General features: G+C 39.9%; 23 protein-coding genes. All 23 read right to left on the minus strand.

The features are described 5' to 3' along the window. Positions 1 to 9 precede the first annotated feature (9 nt). The 23 genes from HT711_RS07150 to HT711_RS07255 all read right to left on the minus strand — a co-directional run bounded on the left by HT711_RS07150 (position 10) and on the right by HT711_RS07255 (position 23299). Entirely contained in the window at positions 10 to 894 is an 885-nt protein-coding gene (locus HT711_RS07150; protein ID WP_173234606.1) for an ROK family protein, read from the minus strand. Between the two features lie 17 nt (positions 895 to 911). After that, positions 912 to 1829, minus strand: a complete 918-nt coding sequence (locus HT711_RS07155; protein WP_173249910.1) for a dihydrodipicolinate synthase family protein — start codon at positions 1827 to 1829, stop codon at positions 912 to 914. A gap of 173 nt (positions 1830 to 2002) precedes the next feature. Then, entirely contained in the window at positions 2003 to 2647 is a 645-nt protein-coding gene (locus tag HT711_RS07160) for a YesL family protein (RefSeq protein WP_173234602.1), read from the minus strand. Between the two features lie 82 nt (positions 2648 to 2729). Beyond that, a complete protein-coding gene (locus tag HT711_RS11285) occupies positions 2730 to 2924 on the minus strand; it encodes a hypothetical protein (protein WP_001810112.1) in 195 nt (64 codons plus the stop codon). Positions 2925 to 2933: 9 nt separating this feature from the next. Beyond that, the gene (locus HT711_RS11430; protein ID WP_261013223.1) at positions 2934 to 3065 is read right to left on the minus strand and encodes a hypothetical protein; all 132 of its coding nucleotides are present in this window, start codon (positions 3063 to 3065) and stop codon (positions 2934 to 2936) included. Between the two features lie 118 nt (positions 3066 to 3183). Next, positions 3184 to 3636: a YhcH/YjgK/YiaL family protein gene (locus tag HT711_RS07170; protein WP_173225697.1), complete on the minus strand. Its 453-nt coding sequence runs from the start codon at positions 3634 to 3636 to the stop codon at positions 3184 to 3186. A gap of 227 nt (positions 3637 to 3863) precedes the next feature. Next, positions 3864 to 4703 carry a carbohydrate ABC transporter permease gene (locus tag HT711_RS07175; RefSeq protein ID WP_001192006.1) on the minus strand — a complete coding sequence of 280 codons (840 nt, stop codon included), beginning with the start codon at positions 4701 to 4703 and terminating at the stop codon, positions 3864 to 3866. A gap of 15 nt (positions 4704 to 4718) precedes the next feature. Next, positions 4719 to 5585 carry a sugar ABC transporter permease gene (locus HT711_RS07180; RefSeq protein WP_162278974.1) on the minus strand — a complete coding sequence of 289 codons (867 nt, stop codon included), beginning with the start codon at positions 5583 to 5585 and terminating at the stop codon, positions 4719 to 4721. Positions 5586 to 5838: 253 nt separating this feature from the next. Continuing rightward, positions 5839 to 7167, minus strand: coding sequence for an ABC transporter substrate-binding protein (locus HT711_RS07185; RefSeq protein ID WP_000672126.1), 1329 nt, complete (start codon positions 7165 to 7167; stop codon positions 5839 to 5841). Positions 7168 to 7291: 124 nt separating this feature from the next. Continuing rightward, on the minus strand, positions 7292 to 8809 hold the full coding sequence (locus HT711_RS07190; RefSeq protein ID WP_025172073.1) for a PTS transporter subunit EIIC: 1518 nt from the start codon (positions 8807 to 8809) through the stop codon (positions 7292 to 7294). A gap of 20 nt (positions 8810 to 8829) precedes the next feature. Then, a complete protein-coding gene (locus HT711_RS07195) occupies positions 8830 to 9528 on the minus strand; it encodes an N-acetylmannosamine-6-phosphate 2-epimerase (RefSeq protein WP_001135655.1) in 699 nt (232 codons plus the stop codon). Between the two features lie 179 nt (positions 9529 to 9707). Beyond that, the gene (locus HT711_RS07200; protein ID WP_173234598.1) at positions 9708 to 10811 is read right to left on the minus strand and encodes a Gfo/Idh/MocA family oxidoreductase; all 1104 of its coding nucleotides are present in this window, start codon (positions 10809 to 10811) and stop codon (positions 9708 to 9710) included. Continuing rightward, positions 10763 to 11035 carry a hypothetical protein gene (locus HT711_RS07205; RefSeq protein WP_173234593.1) on the minus strand — a complete coding sequence of 91 codons (273 nt, stop codon included), beginning with the start codon at positions 11033 to 11035 and terminating at the stop codon, positions 10763 to 10765. The genes HT711_RS07200 and HT711_RS07205 overlap by 49 nt, the downstream gene beginning before the upstream one ends. Before the next feature lie 73 nt (positions 11036 to 11108). Further along, the gene (locus HT711_RS07210; RefSeq protein ID WP_000730331.1) at positions 11109 to 11942 is read right to left on the minus strand and encodes a carbohydrate ABC transporter permease; all 834 of its coding nucleotides are present in this window, start codon (positions 11940 to 11942) and stop codon (positions 11109 to 11111) included. Further along, positions 11942 to 12826, minus strand: a complete 885-nt coding sequence (locus HT711_RS07215) for a sugar ABC transporter permease (RefSeq protein WP_000237985.1) — start codon at positions 12824 to 12826, stop codon at positions 11942 to 11944. Before HT711_RS07215 ends, HT711_RS07210 begins: the two co-directional genes overlap by 1 nt. 78 nt (positions 12827 to 12904) lie before the next feature. Continuing rightward, a complete protein-coding gene (locus HT711_RS07220; protein WP_000738775.1) occupies positions 12905 to 14242 on the minus strand; it encodes a sugar ABC transporter substrate-binding protein in 1338 nt (445 codons plus the stop codon). An 18-nt stretch (positions 14243 to 14260) separates the two neighbouring features. Further along, the gene (locus HT711_RS07225; RefSeq protein WP_173234597.1) at positions 14261 to 14713 is read right to left on the minus strand and encodes a YhcH/YjgK/YiaL family protein; all 453 of its coding nucleotides are present in this window, start codon (positions 14711 to 14713) and stop codon (positions 14261 to 14263) included. A gap of 1017 nt (positions 14714 to 15730) precedes the next feature. Continuing rightward, entirely contained in the window at positions 15731 to 16711 is a 981-nt protein-coding gene (locus HT711_RS07230; protein ID WP_173249911.1) for an acetylxylan esterase, read from the minus strand. A 989-nt stretch (positions 16712 to 17700) separates the two neighbouring features. Beyond that, positions 17701 to 19716, minus strand: a complete 2016-nt coding sequence (gene recG, locus HT711_RS07235) for an ATP-dependent DNA helicase RecG (RefSeq protein ID WP_173233134.1) — start codon at positions 19714 to 19716, stop codon at positions 17701 to 17703. Between the two features lie 18 nt (positions 19717 to 19734). After that, the gene (alr, locus tag HT711_RS07240) at positions 19735 to 20838 is read right to left on the minus strand and encodes an alanine racemase (RefSeq protein ID WP_173233135.1); all 1104 of its coding nucleotides are present in this window, start codon (positions 20836 to 20838) and stop codon (positions 19735 to 19737) included. Then, complete coding sequence (acpS, locus tag HT711_RS07245) at positions 20828 to 21190, minus strand: holo-ACP synthase (RefSeq protein ID WP_173233284.1); 363 nt, start codon at positions 21188 to 21190, stop codon at positions 20828 to 20830. Before acpS ends, alr begins: the two co-directional genes overlap by 11 nt. Positions 21191 to 21234: 44 nt before the next feature. After that, on the minus strand, positions 21235 to 22266 hold the full coding sequence (locus tag HT711_RS07250) for a 3-deoxy-7-phosphoheptulonate synthase (RefSeq protein WP_173249912.1): 1032 nt from the start codon (positions 22264 to 22266) through the stop codon (positions 21235 to 21237). A 1-nt stretch (position 22267) separates the two neighbouring features. Next, complete coding sequence (locus HT711_RS07255; RefSeq protein WP_173233139.1) at positions 22268 to 23299, minus strand: 3-deoxy-7-phosphoheptulonate synthase; 1032 nt, start codon at positions 23297 to 23299, stop codon at positions 22268 to 22270. Between the last annotated feature and the right edge of the window lie 28 nt (positions 23300 to 23327).

Here is a 23327-nt window from a genome sequence, read left to right on the forward strand (position 1 = left end):
TTAACCAAACTAGGATTGTTTTGTCTTAAAATGATAATAGGCACCCAACATACCTGCTGTATTTTGGTGATGGGCAAATTCTAATCGTGTTTTTTCAGTCAGACTTGGTACCAAAGCCTCTTTCAAGGCTGTGCGGATCTTAGGTTTGAGGATAGCCTCTTGCCCCATGATACCACCACCAAGAATAACCACTTCTGGATTGGCAACGTAGCAAATATTTGCCAGACCTTTTCCTAGATAGTCTACCATGCGGTCAATACCTTCCATGCAGAGTTTATTGCCTTCAGTGGCTTCCTTGAAAATGCGTCGGCCATTCCACTGATCAACATCTTCTCCATGAGATGTTGCTACATACTCAACCAAAGCTGTGGTAGAAGCGAGATCCTGAAAAACTCCATCTTGCATATGCATATACCCGACTTCACAGGCCGAATTGCTAAAACCATGGAAGACTTTCCCATCCATAATCAAGCAACCACCGATACCTGTTCCAATGGTCAAGCAAAGGGTGACACTTGCTCCCTTACCTGAACCAGATACTGCCTCAGCCAGACCTGCACAGTTGACATCATTTTCAATCTCACAAGGAATAGCAAAGCTAGTCTCGATTTCCTTCTTGAACTGGGTTCCTGCATAGTTAGGGATTTGAGGCCCAGCATAGAAAATTTCTCCCTTATCAGGGTCTACCATCCCTGCAGAAGAAATGGCAACACCTGCTACTGGGCCTTTTTCTAAATAGCTGGCTACGATATCTTTGGTCTTTTGTAAGATATGAGGTCCACCCTTATGCGCCTCAGTTGGCATTTCATGCGATTCAAGAAGTTGACCCTCTTGATCAACCAAACCATACTTGATGTTAGTTCCACCGATATCAATTGCAACGTAGTATGTCATAAATACCTCCTTTGAGATTAGAGGAAGCGCTCCTTGGTTTCACGAATCAAGGCTGCAGCTGCTTCTACAACTGGACGATCGTCTTCAGTCACTGGTGTCAATGGTGAACGAACAGAACCAATATTCAAGCCTTCATTGATCTTCAAGACTTCTTTAATGACACCATACATATTACCATGTGCAGCAGTCAATTTGCCAATGATTGCATTGATAGCGTACTGTAATTCACGCGCTGTTTCCAAGTCTTTGTCAGCAATCAACTCATTGAGTTTCAAGAAGAGTTCTGGCATAGCACCATAAGTACCACCGATACCAGCTTTGGCACCCATGAGACGGCCACCTAAGAACTGCTCATCTGGACCGTTAAAGACGATATGGTCTTCTCCACCAAGGCTCACAAAGGTTTGGATATCTTGAACTGGCATAGAAGAGTTCTTAACACCGATAACACGTGGATTTTTCAACATTTCAGTGTAAAGGCTTGAAGTCAAAGCAACACCTGCCAATTGAGGAATGTTGTAGATAACATAGTCTGTGTTTGGAGCTGCAGAACTGATATCGTTCCAATATTTAGCAACTGAGTATTCTGGTAAGCGGAAATAAATCGGCGGAATTGTTGCAATGGCATCTACACCCAAGCTTTCTGCATGGCGAGCAAGTTCCATACTATCCTTGGTATTGTTGCAAGCTACGTGAGCAATGATGGTTAATTTCCCTTCGGCAACTGCCATCACTTCTTCCAAAATCAACTTGCGATCTTCAATACTTTGGTAGATACATTCACCAGAAGAACCATTAACATAGAGGCCTTGAACACCTTTATCAATGAAGTATTGAACCAGGGCACGCGTACGCTCTGGACTTACTTCTCCTTGATCATCATAACATGCGTAGAAGGCTGGAATGACACCTTCGTATTTTTTCAAATCTGACATAGATTTTCTCCTATTATTTTTATTTTCTGCTAAAGCAGATTCTTTCTTTACTTCTTTAGTATACACTTTACCGAAAAGGCTTTCAATATCTTATAGACACTTAGATTTTAGTTTCTCGCTTATAGAATAGCGCTTGGAGCGTTTGAAAGTAGTTTCAGAAATAATTGCACCCCTTACTCATACTTAGCAAATAGCTTTTCCATCACTCCCACTTGTAAAAAAACAAGAAGTCCAAAACCAAAGAGAATAAAAGCTGATCCTCCCAATAGAACGGTAAAGGCTGATAGATATAGAATCATCAAAATCAAAAAGATAATTGCAATCATCAAGATAAACCAAGGAGCATTAAAACTAGCCAACATCAATCCTTTTTGGAGAATTTCTTTCCAAGATAGGTCATAGCGCGCAGCGATTGGATAGCTAGCCAACATCACAATAGTAAGAAAAATCAGAATACCTAGACAAATAGCTTTCACCAATTGGAAGGGCAGAGCTGTTTGACCCCAGAAAAGATAGAGATCTGAAAGGGTAAGAAACACAATTCCTAACTCCATTAAACCCAGCTGAAACCCCAATTTCAGATTTTGCTTGAAAGCTCTTAGGTAGATTCTAAATACAGGCACCCGTCTGCTCTTCTTAATCTCAAACATGGTCTCGTAGAGACTAATTTTGGCTACTCCAATCGTTACGATTGGCAAACAAGTTACTACAAAGAGAAGATTGACTGTTACAATATCTAAAACCTTCTCACTAATTCGCATTAGAAAATTATCTGTATCAAATGCAGCCTTGATGAGACTTCTTCCTTTTTGTGACATCTTTGCTCCTCCATCATTTTTCTTTGTAAACTGTTTTCTTTTTTGTCAGTAAAGCTTTCATAAGTCCCTACCATGAACAAAGCTATTTTTTCTTTTTTCTTTTGGACTTTTTTCTACTTTTATCTATGGACATATAATCTATATATATCCCGGACAGCGAAGCAATTAAAATAGTACTCCAAGTATGCTCATTAAATCCATCTAGCCCTCCACGGATTATCATTGCAAGCACTGTCCAAGCTAACATATTCAATAAAAAAATACAAAGTGCTTTCATTCTCTCGTTTTAAAAGTTTATACAACCATATACATCAACTAGATTCACAGCTATTTGTAAAATCCTTCCAGAAATCTTGGTCAGTAATCCTACTCTTGCTCCCGCAGCCATAAAGACTTTGCTGAACTTCAATCCTGCCATACCAATAGTATTTCTGAATAAAGATACTGACAATAAGACCTCATTTCTCTACCTCAAAAAGACCAATTTCATGGTAGATTATTGTCAAAGATTTACAAAAAGACAATTCATCCTATTTTTAATCAATCAAAATTTTAAAGAGATATTTGCGAACTTGATCTTCCATACCTGCATAACCATTTGGTTGATGTGGCTCTCCTGGGAAGAAAATCGCAAAATTGTGATAACCCAACAAGAGTGGGTAGTGTTCATGACAATGAACAAAGCCAATGTCACTCGCTTCGTCAAATGCTACTGCTTCATCTTTGATACGTGAACCGTAGCTCGAATATTCATGCCCTTCTACCAACAAATGCAAATCTGCATAGTTCTTATGATACTCAAATTGATTATTCTCAACTTGATTGAGGACATTTTCCTGAACAACTAGAAAGACTTTATCTCCATCAATCTCATACTTTCCTAATTCGAAAGAATCTTTACGATGTTGGTAGAGATAGTCGATAGCCTTGTCTAAATTAGGATGAATCCCTTTGTAAAAGGTGATGTTTTTCAAATCGTCAAAAATCATACTCTTTCCTTCGTTTCTGATAGTTAACTAAAACCATTCTTAAGTTGATAAGTGTCTGACAAAACTTCATAAAGTAACTGCATACCCTCCATTTTGTAGACACTTATAACTCTATATTCTCTTATACTCAATGAAAATTGAAGAACAAACTAGGAAGCTAACCGCAGGCAATACTTAAGTATGGCAAGGTGACGCTGACGTAGTTTGCATTCGATTTTCGCAGAGTATTATCCTTTGACCGCTCCCATAGTAATACCCTGTGTGAAGGATTTTTGGAAGACTAGGAAGACTGTTACGATTGGCACAGCAGCAAGGGCTGCTCCTGCCATAATTAAACCATAGTTGGTTGCCATTTCAGCCTGCATGGTCGCAACCCCAAGTGAAATAGTCAAATTGTTACGTGAAGTCAACATAACCAATTGCATGAAGTAGTCATTCCAAGTATTGATGAAGGTAAAGATTGCAAGAGCCGCAAACCCTGGTTTTACAATTGGGAAGGCTACGCTCCAGAAGGTACGAATCTCACCACAACCGTCAATCTTAGCTGATTCGAGCAACTCTGTAGGGATATTTTCGCTGAATTGTTTCATAAGGAAGACACCAAATGGCCATCCAATCAAAGGCAAAATAACTGCCCAAAGAGTGTCATGAATTCCCATGAAGTTGACGATACGTACCAATGGTACAAGGACAACTTGTTTTGGAAGCGCCATAGCAGCGATGAAGATAGCGAAGAGAATGCGTTGACCATAGAAACGTTTTTTAGCCAATACATAACCTGCTAGAGATGAGGTTGCACAAACTAAGAACATGGTTACCAATGAGATAAATACTGAGTTCCACATCCATTGCAAGGCAGGGTTCTGCACCATAAGTTGTTGGAAGTTTTCCATGGTTGGCATTTTAGGGAACCATTGTGGCGGAATCATAATGGTATCAGGTTGTGATTTGAATGCCCCTGTCAAAATCCAGTAGAATGGAAAGATGAACAGCACAGTCAACAAGAGCAAAATGATTGTTGAAATAACAGTAAAGGCTGTTAATGGTTTTTTTTCTGTAGATTGCATAGCTGTCTCCTTTCTTTAGTATTCTACGTCGTTTCCGAGCGCCTTAAATTGAACAAAGCTTACGATCGCAATCATGACTGCCAAGAAGACACCGATGGTGTTGGCATATCCGTATTCTGTCAATTGGAAGGCTTTTTCGTACAGGTAGTACATTAAGGTACTTGTAGAGTAGTTTGGCCCACCAGATGTCAACAATTGAATCAAGGCGAAAACTTGGAAGGAGTTGATTGTCGTGATGATTGCGATATAAAGAGTTGTTGGAAGAAGGCTTGGCCATTTAATCTTCCAGAAAACTTGAAATTCAGTTGCACCGTCAACACGAGCTGCTTCAACCAATGAATTGTCAATATTCCCCATAGCTGCGATGTAGAGGATAATCGGTTGACCAACAGACGTTGTCAAGAGGATAATCATAATCGCCAGCAATGCCCAGTGCTTGTCGCCCAGCCATGAAATATTTTGAGTGATGATATGACTAGATTTCAAAACAAAGTTTAAGATACCTGATAGCGGATCATAAATCCATTTCCATACAACCGTTACGGCAACACTACCTGTTACAACTGGAAGGAAGAAGACGAAACGGTAAAAAGATCTGGCAATAGCATTTTGATGGTAGGTCTGTGACGCTACAAAGAGCGAAAAGAGAACAACAATCGGTACAGAGCCAACAACCAAAATAACTGTGTTAATCAGAGATTTTGTAAAGACAGGATCTTTAAACATACGGACATAGTTATCTAAGCCCACAAATTCAAAACTAGTCATAGAGTAGTTAAAGAAACTTGTGATGAAGCCCATAATCATTGGTACTAAAACAAAGATAATAAAGAAGAACAACACTGGTGCTAGGAAAGCATAGGAAATCACTGTTTCCCTCATACGGATTTTATTGACTTTCACAGTAGGCACCTCTCTTTCAAATAGAATATTTTTTGACTTTCTTGAACTGTTTTAAAATCAAAATGAAATTTTTTATGATTCGCTTATGTAAGAACTTCATTTTAATTTCGTGACAATTTCTTACATTTTAAACAAAAGCCCCCCTTTTCTTACACTATCTGTGTAAAGGGAAAAGGGGGGTATACACTCTTAGGTTCTTTAAAAAACTACTTTTTCATAGAATAACTAAGGACTATTGTTTCATAGCTTTTTTGATTGTTTCGTTCGCTTTTTCAGTAAAGGCTTTCAAAGCGTCCGCTGGTTTTTCGTCACCATTTGATACAGATTGCAACATTGGGAACCAAAGTGTTCTCATTTCAGCAAATCCATCAATAGTGTTGTAGTATGGTGAGTAGTATTGAGTCCAGCTGCTGATTGTTTCCATACGTTTATCATCATAAAGTTTACCAAATGAAGTACGGACTGGGAAAGCACCTGTACGAACTACGTCTTTTGGACCCCACTCTTTGTCATCTGCGATAAATTGGATGAATTTCTTAGATGCAGCGACTTTCTTGTCGTCTTTGTTGTTGAATACTGCAAATCCGTTTACAAGGTATTCAAGAGCTGGTTTACCTTCGTCTGATGGGAATGGTACTTCTACCACTTCTACCTTACTTGCTTCTAAAAGTTTAGCTTGGATACCATTTTGAGCTGGTGCCCAAAGGATTGTGTAAGATGTTTGACCGTTGGCAAAGTTTTGGATATCTGCCCCACCGTCAAATTGTGAACCATTATTGAGCAAATTGTCTTTAATCCAGCCAGTTGCTTTTTCAAGACCTTTGACGAATTTAGGATCATCAGTTGTATATTTGCTAACTTTTTCATCTGTTACAGAACCGCTATAAAGGTTAGAGATAAAGGCACGTGTTCCTTGGTCTCCCCCTTGACCAGAACTGAACAATGAACCTGGTGTGTAACCCTTGTCTTTGAGTGCTTTCAATACTTTTTCAAAATCATCAGTTGTCCAACCTTCTTTTACAAGGTTTGCTACTCCAGCATCTTCTAACATTTTCTTGTTCATTGCCATGTAGAATGGGGCAGAACTAATTGGATACATGTAAGCCTTGTCTCCAGCTTTACTTGCTTGTACGATGTTTTCATTGTTGACATCTTTAACAAATTCATCTGTGAAAAGGTCGTTCAACTCAGCCAATTTACCGTTTTTACCGTATTGGATGATACGTCCTGGTGCATCAAAGAGTACGTCTGGAGCTGTTCCAGCTTCGATAGCTGTTGTGATTTTTTCAGGACCTGACTTGAAGTCGATGGTTTCCAATTTCACTTTTACATCTGGATTTGCTTTTTCAAACGCTTCGATGATTGATTTTTCATAAGTTCCAACACCGTCACCAGTTTTTTCTTGGGTAAATACTGGGAATGCCCACCAAGTGATTTCTGTTTTGGCACCGTCACCACCTGATTTGGCAGCATCTTTACTTCCGCCAGAATTGCCACAAGCAGCAAGACCAAGAACCGCAGCACCCGCAAGTACTGTACAAGCTAATTTTCTAAATTTCATTTGTATTCTCCTATGTAATAAGCGTATCCAACTTGGATAATGAGTTCTTTATTTCTTGTATGCGATTTCATTTCATTCTACTCATCAATCACTCTCCTCTATTTTTTATTAAGTCAGTAAGTACTTAATCATCTACACCTAAAATTTCATTAATACTATTTTTATATAAGATTGCTTTTGCTCCATAGATTGCTTGAATGCCACCCTTCACTTCTAAGACATCAACTGCACCAATTTGTTTTAAAAGTGCTTTATCAACTTGATTAACTTCTTTTACAGCTACACGTAAACGTGTCACACAAGCATCTACATCTTCTATATTATTTGATCCACCCAAGGCTCTGATAATTTGTAGGCTATCCTGTTTTAAATGATCCGCAGTATTTGAAGTTGAATCTGCGGATTCAGAAACTTCTTTAGAATCTACTTCTTCTCCTCTTCCTAGCGTTAGAACGTTGAATTGAGTAATGAACCATCTAAAAATAATATAATACAAAACACTCCAAATAAGTCCAAATGGAATCTGAAGAACCCAATTCGTCTTAGCGTTCCCCTGCAAAATTCCAAATAAAGTGAAATCGATTACACCTCCTGAAAATGTGTTTCCTATTGAAATATTTAAGATGTCTGCAATAAAGAAGCTGACACCATCAAGGAATGCGTGAACAACATATAGAACCGGACTGACGAATAGAAACATAAATTCAATTGGTTCTGTAATACCGGTAATAAAAGATGTTAAAGCAACTCCAAAAAACAAACCCGCGTATTTTTTACGACGATTCTTAGGAACACTATGGTACATCGCTAAACAGGCAGCCGGTAAACCGAACATCATTGTTGAGAAACGACCTGCAAAAAACCTTGTTCCTTCTGTAAATAATCCAGAATGAGCCGGATCGGCTAATTGAGCAAAAAATATTTTTTGAGCTCCAACCACTGTTTGTCCTGCAACAGTTTCAACACCACCAAGTTCAGTATACCAAAACATAGGATAAATCATATGATGTAAGCCTACTGCTCCAGAAAGTCTCATTAAAAATCCATATAGAAAAGTTCCAATTGGACCTGCCTGAGAAATATATCCACCTGTAGAAACAAGAAGTTGTTGGAAAGGTGGCCAAATAACAAAGAAGACAAAGCCAATTAAGATAGAAGAGAACGATGTAACAATAGGAACGAAGCGTGAACCTCCAAAGAATCCTAAAGCGGAAGGTAATTGAATATTGCTATATCGGTTGTGCAAATATACGGCAACTATTCCGACAACTAATGCTCCAATAACTCCAGTATCAATTGCAGATCCTTCTGCCATAAAAAGTTTTACCAGAGCTTTGATCGTTGCAGTCATAACTAAGTAACCAGTTACTCCTGCTAACGCAGCGGTTCCTTTATCTCGTTTCGCTAAGCCAATACATAATCCCACACAGAGAAGTAGTGACAAGTTACTGAATACAACCTCTCCTGCAGAGCTCATTACTTGGAATATCGATTGAAAAATACTATTGTCTAGTATTGGATAAGTTGCTATCGTGGTTGGGTTTGAAAGTGCACCACCAATCCCCAAAAGTAGACCTGCTGCAGGAAGTATAGCTATAGGTAACATAAAAGCTTTTCCAACTTTTTGTAAAACTTTAAATATAAAACTCCCCCCCTCACATCTTATTTAAGACCAGCAACGAAGCGTTCTGTAATCTCTTTTGGTCTAGTAATAGCGCCACCAACAACGATGCCTCGCACTCCGTATTCAAGGATTTGTTTGGCTTGTTCTGGTGTATGAATTTTTCCTTCTGCAATGACATCTACACCGGCATCACAGAGTTTTTTGATGAGTTCAAAATCTGGACCATCCACTTTTGGACTGTAGGATGTGTAGCCTGATAAGGTTGTTCCGACAAAGTCAATTCCTGCTTCGACCGCTGCCAATCCTTCTTCAAAAGTACTGGTGTCCGCCATCAAGAGCTGGTTAGGATATTTCTCCTTGACCTGACGAATGAACTCTTGAATTTCCAAACCATCGTAGCGTTCACGCTTGGTACAATCCAGAGCAATCACCTCGATGTCCAGTTCTGCCAATTCATCAACTTCTTTCATAGTAGCCGTGATGAAGGGTTCTTGTGGCGGATAATCTCGTTTGATTATCCCAATAATCGGAAGTTTGGTGACTTCCTTAATTTCCTTGATATCGCGAACACTATTGGCTCGGATACCGACTGCTCCACCTTGCTCAGCCGCTTTGACCAGCAAGGGAATCACCCCTCCCGCTTCTGTATAAAGCGGTTCATGAGGAAGAGCCTGACAAGAAACGATGATTCCATCTTTGATTTGTTCAATCAAGGCTTCTTTACTAATCTGTGGCATCTTCTTTCCTCCCTTTCTTTTTTCTTTATTTCTATGAGATTATTATACCTTAAAATTAAAACGCTTTCAAGAGTTTGTAGTATAATAGATTTCAGTTTCAAAAACTAGCCAAGTCAAACAGCTCCTCTAAAAGTACTTTCAGAGGAGCAAGTCGACCTATAATAGGAGAATACCAAAATTTAGTTTACAATTTCTGACAATTTTACTTTGCGATCTTCAAACATAGACTGGGTACAAGCATCTGCAGTAGCAATTGCTTCTAGGGCAGCTTCACCTGTCAAAAGTTTTGCAAATTCTTCTGATACTGGAGCTCCTTGCATAATCTCATGCAGATAGCGCATTTCTTTATCAATGACAGATGATAGCCATAATGGAGTACGTTTACCTGGTTTACCATAAGCAATTGCTCCATCCATCTCTGTACTATGATAGATACGAGTCCGATCATCATCTTCTTCTTGCGATTCGTGAATCAAGAAATAACTTTCTTGTCCATCTAGCTTAAGAGTTCCTTTACAGTTGAATAAGTCTAAGCGAATGGCACCTTTGGTTCCTTGGATTAAGACATAATGTTCACCCCAACGATAAGCTGAACCCCATTCTAACAAGGCAAAACGCTTACTAGAAAATTCCATATTGACAAAAATCATATCATCTTCATCACCGAAATGTTCACCTTCATGGGCTACATTTCCACCTGTCATAGTTACAGTTTCAGGCATGCCACCCATAAGGAATTGAACACAATCCAACTCATGGATGTGGTGATACAAGTGACCACCTGATTTTTCACGAATTTTTTTCCATGATACGGACGGTTGTTGTTCTTCCCAACCATTACGAGCAGTGTGACAATATAGAACGTCTCCGATAACTCCTTGATTAATGAGTTCTTTTGCATGATGAACACCATTAAAGAAATTCATAATATGTCCTGCCATAAAGGTTACATTGTTTTCTTTACATGCATCGACCATCTCGCGACAATCTTGATAAGAAAGCGCAATTGGTTTTTCACAGAAAACATTTTTACCATGCTGTGCAGCCTTAATAACTGGTTCCTTATGAAGATTATTTGGAGTTGCGACAATAACACAATCTACTTCATCGCTAGAAACCAACTCATCTAAGGAACTTGCTACTTTCGCTCCCAATTCTTCTGCAATTGCCTCTGCATTATCTGGGTCATAGAGAAGAGTAATCTCTGCTCCATCATTCTTTTGCATATAACGAGCTAACTCAGCTCCAAAATATCCTGTTCCAACAACACCATATTTAACCATGTTTTTTCTCCTTTATTATTGAATAAACTTTCTAATTTTAACTTATACTCTTCGAAAATCTCTTCAAACCGCGTCAACGTCGCTTCATCTACAGCCTCAAAAACATGTTTTGAGCTAACTTCGTCAGCTTCATCTACAACCCTCAAAAACGTGTTTTGAGCTGACTTCGTCAGTTTTATCTGCAACCTCAAAAACATGTTTTGAGCTGACTTCGTCAGTTTCATCTGCAACCTCAAAGCTGTACTTTGAGCAGCCTGCGGCTAGTTTCCTAGTTTGCTCTTTGATTTTCATTGAGTATTACTTCACAGATCCTTCTGACAATCCACTTGCAATTTTATTTTGGATGATAGAGAAGAAAATGATTGATGGAAGAACTACAATAACAGATGCTGCCATCATATCTCCCCAGTCTAGTATTTCTGAACCATTAAGCGAACGAAGGGCTACTGCTACTGTCATCTTTCCTGTATTGTTAATCAAAATCAAAGCATACAAGAATTCATTCCAAGCATTGATAAATGTATAAATAGCTGTTGCTACAATACCTGGTGCTACAATCGGTAGTACAACTTTATAAAACGTAACAAATTTATTTGCACCATCAATTCGAGCTGCTTCTTCAATTCCAATTGGAACTGTTTGGAAAAATCCAACTAAGAGCCAAACTGCATATGGAACACTAAAAGATAGATAAACCATCATCAAGCCAAATAAACTATTTGTTAATCCAACTTTAGCAATGGCAATTGAATAGGGAATTGCTAACAGAATTGGTGGGAAAATATAGGTAATGACGAGTAGTCTCGACATGATTGCTCCCAATTTAGGGAAGAATCGAACAATACCATAGGCTGCCATAGCAGAAATAATAATCGCAATAAGGGTTGTAGCTAAGGCAATGATTAAACTGTTTCGAATGTTATCAATAAAGTGCAAATCGTTGATAACATGAGTGAAATAATCCAATGTAAACTGTTCAGGCCAAAATCGTGTTGGATACTGAGTTAATTCCCCTTTCCCTTTGACAGAAGATATGATAATCCATACCAATGGGAAAATTGCAACAATGGTCGCACCAATCAAGAGTACATGTGAGAGAATATCTAAATAAATACCGGATTTCTTCTTCATTATTTTCTACCCTCCTTTTCCCACTTACTGATGATAGCAAAGTAGATAAAGCAAATTGCCACCAAGAAGATAAAGAGCAATACTGTAACTGCTGAAGCACGACCCAACAATTTAGTTCCCCAACCTAGGTTGTAGGCAAAAATTGGAAGCGTCGTTGTAGCATTGGCTGGTCCACCACCTGTAATTAGGTAGATAATGTCAAAGTTATTAAAGATCCATACAGTTCTCAAAACAACTAGAAGCCCTACAACCACTTTAATATGTGGAAAGACGATAAATTTGAACACTTGCCAACTTGAAGCACCATCTATCTTAGCAGCCTCAAATTGTTCTTCGGGTACTGTTTGCAAAGCTGAAAGTACATTAACCATAATCATCGGCGCTCCAAACCAAATGTTGATAAACACCAAACATAGGAATGCCCATGTACTATCTGTCAAAAATGCAGGCGTATGTTCCATTAAACCTAATTTTACGATTAGATTAGGTAAATAGCCATAAACCCCGTTTAGAATCCATTGCCAAGAGAAGGCAATAACGATTGTAGGAAATGCCCAAGGAACAATCAATAAGGTCCTATATAATTTCTTGAAGTGGCGTACTCTGTGAAGAGCTAAAGCCAATACAAACCCTACTAAAACTTGACCAACTAATGAGAAAATGGTCCACTTAATTGAATTAAAGAACGCATTAAAGAAGTTGGGATCTGATAGCACAGCTTTATAGTTAGCTAAACCAACAAATTTATAATTGGGCATAATCAAATGCTTATTGGTAAAGCTATAAAAAATACTCGAGAAAAACGGATAAACAAAGAGTAATCCTACGATAATCATAGCTGGCAAAACAAATATCCAGCGAGTTAAATTACGTTCTTTAACCATTCTCCTTCTCCCTTCTTTTACAAGATTGGGCTAGGGCTTTTCAGCTCACTAGCCCACCTATTTTCTAGTCTTTTACACCTACTGAACAGCCTCAAATAAATCGTTTAATTGTTTTTCTGCTTCTTTTGCTGCTTTCATAGGATCTGTTCCATTTGTAATGATATCTTGGAACATTTGTTCAATAATGTGTTGGTTAGTCAACATACCAGCTTGTACACTTGGTCCATTTTCATAACCAATAGCAGTACCTTTTTTAACAGCTTCAGTAATCACTTCTTCAGCATGTTTAAATTTCTTACGAGTTTCATTTTCTTTATAGGCTGCAGAATCGCTAATCCCCTTAATAGTTGGCAACATACCTACTGGAGTTGAATCAAGGAATTTAACGTAGTCTTCTTCATTATAAAGTGATTCTAAGAATGCTTTAGCAACTTCTGGGTGTTTTGAATTTTTCCAAACAACCATTGGAATGTTTGAGGTTTCAATTCCTTGGTCCTTATCAGATTCTTTGATTTTTGGAATAGGATAAGCATCAATCGAATCAATCAATTGAGGACTGTTGGCATTGATTCCTCCAATATGGAAGCCAGAGTTAAAGTCAAATGCTGTTTTTCCTTGATAGAACAAGGTAGCTTGTTGAAGGACATTAAAGTTCAAAGAATCTTGAGGTGAAATTTCTTTATACATTTTAACCCAGTATTTAATACCATCTTGAGCAAGTTGGCTTGTCAAGTCTGCTTTAAGATCTTTTGTTAAGAGGCTTCCACCACCACTACGTACGTAGAAGTTCAAGAAACGTGTTGCCATTAAGTCATTTGTTCCAAACGGAACAGACAAGCCATAAACTCCAGCTTCTTTCAATTTTTTAGAAGCTTCATAGAGTTGATCCCAAGTTTTAGGAACCTCAATATTATGTTCTTTTAACAAATCAGTTCTAACCCACATAACTTGTGCATGTGAATAAAGAGGAACAGAGTAGTAATCATCTCCGATTTTTGCTTCATTTAAGGCAGTTTCGTTAAATTTATCCTGTCCAATACGCTTGATAGAATCATTTAGCGGAACCAAAGCATCTGAGTTGACCATTTCCATTACTTGGTTAGGAAGAGCTGTACTGATATCTGGCACATTCCCATTTGCTAAACCTGTAGTCCATTTAGTATAGAAGTCATTCCAAGAGAATGTTTCAATCTTGATTTTCGTTTTCGGATGCTTTTGCATGAAAGCATCTGCTGATTTTTGAATACTTTCTAAACGGGGTCCTTGAGTAAAGGAGTGCCACATTGTAATCTCACCAGATAATTCTGTCGGTGGTTCAGTACTAGTTGTAGCTTCTTTTTTTCCTGAACAAGCTACCAAGGCAACAGCTGCTAGCGCAACTCCAGCTAGACATAAAAACTTTCTCATTTTTTTCATCGTTCTTCCCTTTCTACATTAAGAAATCGCAACTTTAAAGACAACTTTTTTCACAGGTTCATCATTTATACGAACCTTGGGTTGATGTAAATCTTCTGGAAAAGTGATGAGACATTCGCCAGCTCTCAAATGAACCAACTGTTCCACTTTCCCTGTGTATAATTCAATATCCTTCTCTTCATCATACTCTTGGGTAACGCTTACATTTTCTGGCGACGTAACAGCCATGGCTTCTTCGTTTTCCAAAACTAAATGAATATCCAAATATTTTTGGTGGGTTTCAAAGAAGGCTCCTGCTTGACCATCTGCTAGATAAGTAAAGCAACTCCCAAACAATCGATTACCATCGATAGCAATCGGACCTTCTGTTAAATTTTCTAGTCCTGTTTTTTCTAGAAAATCTATCAATGTTGCAAAATGTGGATTTACTCCCACATAAGTTCCTAAACGACTAATTTTTGTAATAATCATCTCTTCTAACCTCCTTTCTCAATCTATTTTTCCTATCCAAGTTCCCCATTCTTCTGTCTAGCATTTTCTACTAGAAGGACATAAAAACACAACACTCTCTAGCCTATACTCTTTGAAAATCTCTTCAAACCACAGTCGCTTCACCTTGGATTATATAGGTCAGTCTTATCTACAACCTTAAAGCGGTATTTTGGGCAATCTGCTACTAGCTTGCTAGTTTCTTCTTTGATTTTCATTCAGTATCTCCTCAATCTTCACAAGGAGGTCTGATTTTTCTAGCGACAAACAGAACAAATAAATTAGTTCAATTAGCTACCTTCCTTATAGATGAAATTGATACTCATGAAGAAAGTCGCCCTTTATTTTTTGCAAAAGATACTAGTATGAATCTATTTGGGGAATTGAATTTATAAGCTGCTCACTTATACTCTTCGAAAATCTCTTCAAACTGCGTCAACGTCNNCTAGTTTGCTCTTTGATTTTCATTGAGTATTAGTTTTTCTAAAATAATTCTAATCTATTATTCTAGCACTAGTAGACTCTTTGGCTAAATCTCCTTTCTACATCTCGTTTCACCAAGAACTTTTTAAGAGAGAAATACTCTAAATTAGTTTTGTTACCGTTTTCAATTAGAGTATACTTTTTTTTTTTTTAGTATTTCAAGTCTTTTTCTAATTTGGAATTTAGTTTCAAATCTTTTTAAGTATATAAACTACATTAAAAGTACTTTCAAAAATAATCAAATTCTTACAACACTTGTTTCGAGTGGACAAGATAAAAAACAAGAAAGTCAATTTTAGGAGAAAACAAGGTTAATAGTCACATGATATAATGCAATGATGTAAAAATCGAACAAATTGATTGGAAAATTCAAACCAATTTCTAACAATGATTTAAGAATTGTTGTGTCCTAATATAGATTCAATGCACTATAAAACGCATAATATCAAGTTTTTTTAATTACCTGATACTATGCGTGTTTGTGTTTTTTAAGATTTTGTGCCTAGAGTCGACTCCTTATTTTAGATATTTGAAAGGAATCTCACTACCACAAAGCCAGTTGTAGACTTGGTCATTGACAAATACATTCATGGCTTCGTGAGCATACTCAGGCATGATACGATAGGCCTTATCGCAAGTCAGACGATTATAAATCGCAAACTGGGTAATGGGATAGCAAACAGCGTCGTCCAAGCCCGTAATCATCTTGACCTCACCCTTGATACGATGGGCAAGATTTTTGACATCAATATAGGCAAGGGTCGCCATGATTTCTTCTTCAGTTTCATGGAAAGGATCATGGAACTTGAAATAACGGAACAGTTCGTCATAAGCTTCACTGGTATTGCCAATCTCAAGCACCCGTCTAAAGTCTGACAAGAAAGGATAGATGGCAACTGTTTTCTGAATCCGTGGATTGAGTGCTGCTGCAACCAGAGCTAAGGCCCCTCCTTGTGAGGCACCATAGCTAGAAAGTCGCTCCTCATCAACCTCAGATAGACTGGCAATGATTTCAACCAACTGGTAAATATCCAAATAAACATCCTTATAAAAGAGGTGGTCACGACTTTCCACAGCACCACGGATGATATGCCCTTTAACCGTATTTCCAATAGGAGAGCGCAAACCGTCTTGTGAATAGCCCGACTGGCCTCGAACATCCATCGAAACAACACCGTAACCAGCTACAGTGAAGGACAGCATGTCGGTCCAGTCCCAGCCACGTCCCATATAACCATGGAAATGGAAAATTATTGGAACTTTATCCTCACTCTTTGGAAGAACGACGCGTGCATAGACCTTGCCTTCATTGGTTCCTTCAAAGGTTAACTCATAGCACTTGACTTGAGGAATGTGGAAATTTCTTTCCTCCAACTGGTAGGCTGGAAGCGTGGAAACTTTTTTCACTTCCTCATCCCAGAAAATATCAAAGTCTTCTGGAACCTCATCCCTGCCTTTATAAGTCTTGATTTCTTCTAACAAAGCTGGATTTTTCATAGCATGCTCCTTTTGTTTTGTAATCGCTATCACAACTGTAACATATCTAGGGAAGCAATGCAAGAAAGAAGGGTAATACTCTTCGAAAATCTCTTCAAACCACGTCAACGTCGCCTTGGATTATATATGTAACTGACTTGGTCAGTCTTATCTACAACCTCAAGGCAGTGCTTTGAGCAACCTGCGGCTAGTTTCCTAGTTTGCTCTTTGATTTTCATTGAGTATAAATAGAAAGTAAATTTAGCCTTTCTTTCTTCAAAGCTACAGACTGAAAGTAGTTTTAGTAACGAAAAAAGAGCATCTCGCGCTCTCTTCTGTTTATACTAGTTTTTTGCTTCCTTCTTTTGGAAAGTGGTTTGGTAATTTACTTTAATCGTTACTGTCATATGAGAGTCCTCGTTTCTTTTTGATGACTCTAGTATAAGGGCCAAACCTGAAAGCTAGCTTAAGATTTTCTTAGAGAAAGCTTAATCTAGATGTTCTTTCTTTTCCAAATGAAGGGCAATCATGCACCACTCTGGATCCTCTTGCCAAGCTTCTGTGTAACGAAAAAAGAGCATTTCGCTCTCTCTTCTGTTTATACTAGTTTTTTGCTTCCTTCTTTTGGAAAGTGGTTTGGTAATTTACTTTAATCGTTACTGTCATGTGAGAGTCCTCGTTTCTTTTTGATGACTCTAGTATAAGGGCCAAACCTGAAAGCTAGCTTAAGTTTTCCTTAGAGAAAGCTTAATCCAGATGTTCTTTCTTTTCCAGATGAAGGGCAATCATGCGCCACTCTGGATCTTCTTTCCAAGCTTCTGTGTAGCGAAAAAAGAGCATTTCGCTCTTTCTTCCTTCTATTTATATTAGTTTTTTGCTTCTTTCTTTTGGAAAGTGGTTTGGTAATTTACTTTAATAGTTACTGTCATGTGAGAGTCCTCGTTTCTTTTTGATGACTCTAGTATAAGGGTCAAACCTGAAAGCTAGCTTAAGTTTTCCTTAGAGAAAGCTTAATCCAGATGTTCTTTCTTCTCCAGATGAAGGGCAATCATGCGCCACTCTGGATCCTCTTGCCAGTCTTCAATAGAACTAATGTAGCTAGCAACCTTTCTGGCTTCTTCTAAAATCGGAAAATCTTCGATAATATCAGCCACTTGAAATTCTGGGAGACCTGATTGTCTGGTTCCAAAAATCTCACCTGAACCACGCATTTTCAAATCTTCCTCCGCAAGAACAAAACCATTGGTAGTTTCTGTCATGATGCGCATGCGGTCTTTCCCAGAATCCGTCTTAGGATTGGCAACGAGAACAGCGTAGGACTGCTTGTCTCCCCGACCGACACGACCTCTAAGCTGGTGAAGCTGGCTGAGCCCGAACCGATCGGCATCCATGATAATCATAACGGTCGCATTGGGAACATTAACCCCAACCTCGATAACCGTTGTCGAAACTAGAATATCCGTTTTTCGCTCTTTGAACTCCTGCATAATCTGGTCTTTTTCATCACTCTTCATCTTACCATGTAGAAGAGCCACCTCTGCCTTGCCTGCAAAATGAGCTGTCAACTCCTCTGATAAGGCAATGGCATTTTTCAAATCCAGAGCTTCTGATTCTTCAATCAAGGGAGAGATGACATAGGCTTGTGAACCTTTTTGGATTTCTCCCTCTAACCAAGTCAAGACCTGAGGTAGTTGCTCATGCTTAATCCAGCGAGTCACAATAGGCTTCCGTCCTGCTGGCATCTTGTCGATAATGGAAACATCCATATCTCCAAAGGCTGTGATAGCCAAGGTCCGTGGAATCGGAGTCGCCGTCATCATGAGAACATCTGGATTGTCGCCTTTTTCCCGTAAAATCCGCCTTTGCCCCACACCAAAACGGTGCTGCTCATCGATGATAATCAAGCCAAGGCGAGCATAATCCACCCCATCCTGAATCAGAGCGTGAGTTCCGATAATCAAATCAGCCTCACCCTTGGCAATAGTCTCCAAGACTTCTCTCTTTTCTGCAGCTTTCAAGGAACCTGTCAAGAGAGCCAGTTTCAAGTCAGGAAAAAGCCCCTTCAAACTCTCAAAGTGTTGCTCTGCAAGGATTTCTGTTGGTACCATGAGGGCAGCCTGATAACCAGCTGTCACTGCTGCAAACATAGCCAAGCCAGCAACTACTGTTTTCCCGCTCCCCACATCCCCTTGCAGGAGACGATTCATGTGATGGTCGGACTTCATGTCAGCCAAAATTTCCAGCAAACTTTTTTCTTGAGCTTGAGTCAAGGCAAAAGGCAAGCTTTCTTTGACTGCTGTCACTTTTTTCTGAGACCAATTCAAAACCAGACCACTTCCCTGAACTCTATTTTCAGACTTGAGCGTCTGCAATTGCATTTGGAAATAAAAGAGTTCCTCAAATTTGATACGGCGAAGAGCCTGCTTGTATTCTGCCAAATCCTTGGGGAAATGCATGGCACGAACAGCCTGACAACGGGACATGAGTTTGTATTTGTCCAGCAAAGACTGGGGAAGATTTTCCTCAATCAAGAGGTCCAGTCCCTGATCAAAGGCTGTCTTGATGACCTTGACCAAACTGGCCTGACTGATTCCCTGAGCCAAGCGATAGACAGGTTGGAGGTCATCTTCCACCTGAGCCAGGACCTTCATCCCAGTCAAACTAGCCTTGGCACGGTCCCATTTTCCAAAGACAGCAAGAGTTGCTCCCAACTCTATCTTATCTGCTAGATAGGGCTGGTTAAAGAAATTCACCGCAAAAACAACTTCTCCCTGCTTGAGACTAAAGCGTAGACGATTGCGTTTGAAACCATAATACTGGACACTGGCAGGAGTCACGACTTGACCAGACAGAACTGCCTTTTCCCCGTCTTCCAGTTCCAGCACCTGCTTGGTCTTAAAATCTTCGTAACGGAAAGGAAAGTAGAGCAAGAGATCTTGCAAATTTTCAATTCCTAGTTTGGCGTATTTTTCTGCTGACTTTGGTCCCACACCAGGTAAGACATGCAAGGGTTGATGTAGATTCATGCTCCACTCCTTTCTTTTCTAATAATATTCTCTCGGAATGCGGTCGCTGAGGAGACAAACCACCTCATAGTTAATAGTCCCACGGTAGGCAGCTACCTGAGTTGCAGTGATTTCCTTGTCACCGTTGGAGCCAATCAAGGTTACCTTGGTTCCTAGCGGATAAAGCTTAGGCAGACGAATGGTAATCTGGTCCATCGAAACCCGACCGACGATTGGGCAAGCTTGGCCATCTACCAAGACAGAGAAATTCTGCATGTCTCGTGTCCATCCATCCGCATAGCCGATTGGCACGGTCGCGATAACCTGCTCGCTATCCGCCTGATAGGTAGCTCCGTAGCCCATACAAGCTCCAGCTGGAACTGTCTTGACATGAACCAGAGCAGATTCCAAGATCAAGGCTGGTTTCAAGTCATAAGGCAAGTCCAAAACCTCTCCACTTGGATTGAGACCATACATAGCATCTCCCATACGGACCGCATTGAAAATAGTCTCTGCATGCCAAAGAGTCGTTGCTGAGTTGCTAGCATGAACTAAGTCTGGAAGACCTTTCATACTAGCTAAAATAGTTTTAAACCGTTCTAACTGGACATTAAAGTAGTCATCTGATTCCTCGTCTGCAGTAGCAAAGTGGGTAAAAATCCCTTCAACACGAGCACCATGTTGTCTGAGCAAGTCTTGAGCCTGATTAGTTTCACTGGCCTCTCTAAAACCAATCCGTCCCATGCCTGAGTCAATCTTGAGGTGGACTGTCAATCCAGCTAGGTCTTCTTCTCTAGTTAAGAGCGCTTGAAGCCACTCCAGTCCAGCAACCGTCAAGGTGATGTCGTATTCTTTAGCTAGAGCAACAGCTTCGATGTCAGAAACTCCTAAAATAAGGATTTTCTTGCTAAGCCCAGCCTGTCTGAGTTCAATGGCTTCATCGATATTCGAAACGCAAAAACCATCAACATCATCTTGAATCGCCTTGGCAACGGCAACAGCTCCATGACCATAGGCATTGGCCTTGACCACAGCCCACTTAAGCGTTCCTTGAGGGATATGAGCTCCCATTTGCTGAATATTTTGTCGAATAGCTCCCAGATGAATCAGAGCCTTGGTTGGTCTATGCGGACTAGCTTTCATGATTTTCCTCCAAAATGACACTGGCTGTCACAAACTGATCGGTGTGGCTGATAGACAGCCAAATCTTTCCTAAAAATGGTGACTGACTAAAATAAGGCGCCCCGCGTTCATTATTCAAGACTTCCAAATCCTGAAAACTGAGTTTTCCAATACCCGTTCCCATGGCCTTGGAAAAGGCCTCCTTAGCCGACCAGCGACCAGCTAAATATTCGATTTGCCTGCGCCCTTTGAGACTGGTGAAGCGCTCCATTTCCTTAGCGGTCAGCACGCGCTTAGCAAAACCTTCATGTCGTGTAACTGCGCTTTCTATCGAAGCTAATTCTTCGATGTCAATTCCGTGTCCAACTATCATTCTCATCAAAAGGAGTTGAGATTCCCCAACTCCATCCTTTTCACTTATTTTGTTAAGGTAGCATAAATCTCTTCTACCAAGGCCTCTGTATTTTCCCAACCTAGGCAAGGGTCGGTAATAGAGCAACCAAAGACCTCTGGTTGGTTTTGACGACCATCTGCTAGGTAAGATTCAATCATAAATCCTCGAACTGTCTTTTTGATTTTCTCATTCCAATCACGATTTTGCAAGGTCTGGCGAACAATTCGAATCTGCTCCATATACTGCTTGCCTGAGTTATCATGGTTGGTATCAATGAGGATAAAGGGATTTTCAAGTCCCATTGTTTCATAGCGTTCAATGGCTTGGAGTAGATTTTCATAGTAGTAATTCGGCATATAATTGCCATACTCATTGACTGCTCCACGGAGGATGACATGGGATAAAGGATTACCTGAAGTCTCAACTTCCTGCCCATGATAAAGGAAGGTTTGCTTGTTTTGAGCAGCATAGATGGCGTTAAACATAACACCCAAATTTCCAGAGGTTGGATTTTTCATCCCTACTGGTGCATCAATCCCAGAAGCCACAAAGCGGTGCTCTTGGTCTTCCACAGAACGAGCGCCAACGGCATGATAGCTGACCAAGTCATCCACCAAGATTAGATTTGACGGATAAAGCATCTCATCTGCCGTCGTCAAACCAGTCTCTGTAATCACGCGGTAGTGCAACTGGCGCACAGCCTGCAAACCGTTAATCAGGCTTGGAGCCTTAGAAGTATCTGGCTGGTGCACCAAGCCCTTATAGCCGTCTCCGTTAGTCCGAGGTTTAGCAGTATACACGCGCATAACCATGAAAATCTTGTCCACCACCTTCTTTTGCAAAGCGGACAAACGGCGGGCATATTCCAAGACCGCCTCTTCATTATCAGAAGAGCAAGGACCAATCACCAAGAGGATACGGTCATCTTCCCCTGAAATAATATCTGCCAATTCCCTGTCACGGCTTTCCTTGAGTCTCAAGGCTTCCGCAGACAATTGGGTTTCAGCCTTGATGACTTCCATATCGATTTCTTGACCTTTTTCAATAAATGCCATCTTATTCTCCTAACGTTTTGTAAATTTCTCTGACAAGGGCTTCCGTATTTTCCCAACCCAGGCAAGGGTCTGTGATAGACTTACCAAACACTTCTGGCTCATTTTGTCGACCATCTTCCAGATAAGACTCAATCATAAAACCACGAACGAACTGCTTGATTTTTTCATTCCAAGCACGGTTAATCAAGGTCTGGCGGACAATTCGGATCTGTTCCATATACTGCTTACCAGAATTGTCATGATTGGTATCAATGATGATAAAAGGATTTTCCAAGCCCATTTTCTCATACTGGGCAATGGTGTCAATTAAATTGTCATAATAGTAGTTGGGAATATTTTTTCCATACTCATTAAGAGCACCACGAAGAATGGCGTGCGAAAGCGGGTTCCCAGTTGTTTCCACTTCTTTTCCTAGGAAAAGGAAACTTTGTTTGTTTTGAGCAGCATAAATCCCATTAAACATAACATTGAGATTTCCAGAGGTTGGATTTTTAAACCCAGTCGAAAATCCTGCCCCACTTGCTACAAAGCGGTGTTGCTGGTCTTCAACTGAACGGGCACCAACCGCCATGTAAGAAATCAAATCATCTACAAGCGGAAGGTTTTCAGGATAAAGCATTTCATCAGCAGTTGTCATCCCTGTTTCCGTGATGACACGATAGTGAAGATGGCGAACGGCTTTGATTCCGTTGATGAGGCTTGGCGCTTCTGTCGCGTTAGGCTGGTGAATCAAACCCTTATAGCCATCTCCGTTGGTACGAGGTTTGGCAGTGTAAACACGCATAACCATAAAGATACGGTCTGCCACTTCTTCTTGTAAGACTGCCAAACGCTTAGCGTACTCAAGAACAGCTTCTTCATTGTCAGATGAGCATGGCCCGATTACCAAGAGAATTCGCTGGTCTTCTCCACGTATAATGGCTTCTAGCTCTTGATCACGCTGAGATTTTCTCCCCAAAGCTTGGCCTTCTAATTTTGATAAGGCACGAACTTCTTCAATATTGATTTTAGGACTTTTTGCTGTAAATACCATAACTCATCTCCTTATAAAGCAAACGGAT

The sequence above is a fragment of the Streptococcus sp. 1032 genome (genome assembly GCF_013277015.1).
Lineage (GTDB): Bacteria > Bacillota > Bacilli > Lactobacillales > Streptococcaceae > Streptococcus.

Bases quoted from the DNA above. Each gene is read 5' to 3' on its own strand.
- HT711_RS07255 (WP_173233139.1), bottom strand. From the start codon at position 23,299: ATGGTATTTACAGCAAAAAGTCCTAAAATCAATATTGAAGAAGTTCGT.
- HT711_RS07160 (WP_173234602.1), bottom strand. From the start codon at position 2,647: ATGTCACAAAAAGGAAGAAGTCTCATCAAGGCTGCATTTGATACAGAT.
- HT711_RS07250 (WP_173249912.1), bottom strand. From the start codon at position 22,266: ATGGCATTTATTGAAAAAGGTCAAGAAATCGATATGGAAGTCATCAAG.
- HT711_RS07215 (WP_000237985.1), bottom strand. From the start codon at position 12,826: ATGGTTAAAGAACGTAATTTAACTCGCTGGATATTTGTTTTGCCAGCT.
- HT711_RS07180 (WP_162278974.1), bottom strand. From the start codon at position 5,585: ATGAGGGAAACAGTGATTTCCTATGCTTTCCTAGCACCAGTGTTGTTC.
- HT711_RS07225 (WP_173234597.1), bottom strand. From the start codon at position 14,713: ATGATTATTACAAAAATTAGTCGTTTAGGAACTTATGTGGGAGTAAAT.
- HT711_RS07205 (WP_173234593.1), bottom strand. From the start codon at position 11,035: ATGAAACTGACGAAGTCAGCTCAAAACATGTTTTTGAGGTTGCAGATA.
- alr (WP_173233135.1), bottom strand. From the start codon at position 20,838: ATGAAAGCTAGTCCGCATAGACCAACCAAGGCTCTGATTCATCTGGGA.
- HT711_RS07200 (WP_173234598.1), bottom strand. From the start codon at position 10,811: ATGGTTAAATATGGTGTTGTTGGAACAGGATATTTTGGAGCTGAGTTA.
- acpS (WP_173233284.1), bottom strand. From the start codon at position 21,190: ATGATAGTTGGACACGGAATTGACATCGAAGAATTAGCTTCGATAGAA.
- HT711_RS07170 (WP_173225697.1), bottom strand. From the start codon at position 3,636: ATGATTTTTGACGATTTGAAAAACATCACCTTTTACAAAGGGATTCAT.
- HT711_RS07210 (WP_000730331.1), bottom strand. From the start codon at position 11,942: ATGAAGAAGAAATCCGGTATTTATTTAGATATTCTCTCACATGTACTC.
- HT711_RS07175 (WP_001192006.1), bottom strand. From the start codon at position 4,703: ATGCAATCTACAGAAAAAAAACCATTAACAGCCTTTACTGTTATTTCA.
- HT711_RS07195 (WP_001135655.1), bottom strand. From the start codon at position 9,528: ATGCCACAGATTAGTAAAGAAGCCTTGATTGAACAAATCAAAGATGGA.
- HT711_RS07150 (WP_173234606.1), bottom strand. From the start codon at position 894: ATGACATACTACGTTGCAATTGATATCGGTGGAACTAACATCAAGTAT.
- HT711_RS07185 (WP_000672126.1), bottom strand. From the start codon at position 7,167: ATGAAATTTAGAAAATTAGCTTGTACAGTACTTGCGGGTGCTGCGGTT.
- HT711_RS11285 (WP_001810112.1), bottom strand. From the start codon at position 2,924: ATGAAAGCACTTTGTATTTTTTTATTGAATATGTTAGCTTGGACAGTG.
- recG (WP_173233134.1), bottom strand. From the start codon at position 19,716: ATGAATCTACATCAACCCTTGCATGTCTTACCTGGTGTGGGACCAAAG.
- HT711_RS11430 (WP_261013223.1), bottom strand. From the start codon at position 3,065: ATGGCAGGATTGAAGTTCAGCAAAGTCTTTATGGCTGCGGGAGCAAGA.
- HT711_RS07230 (WP_173249911.1), bottom strand. From the start codon at position 16,711: ATGAAAAATCCAGCTTTGTTAGAAGAAATCAAGACTTATAAAGGCAGG.
- HT711_RS07155 (WP_173249910.1), bottom strand. From the start codon at position 1,829: ATGTCAGATTTGAAAAAATACGAAGGTGTCATTCCAGCCTTCTACGCA.
- HT711_RS07220 (WP_000738775.1), bottom strand. From the start codon at position 14,242: ATGAAAAAAATGAGAAAGTTTTTATGTCTAGCTGGAGTTGCGCTAGCA.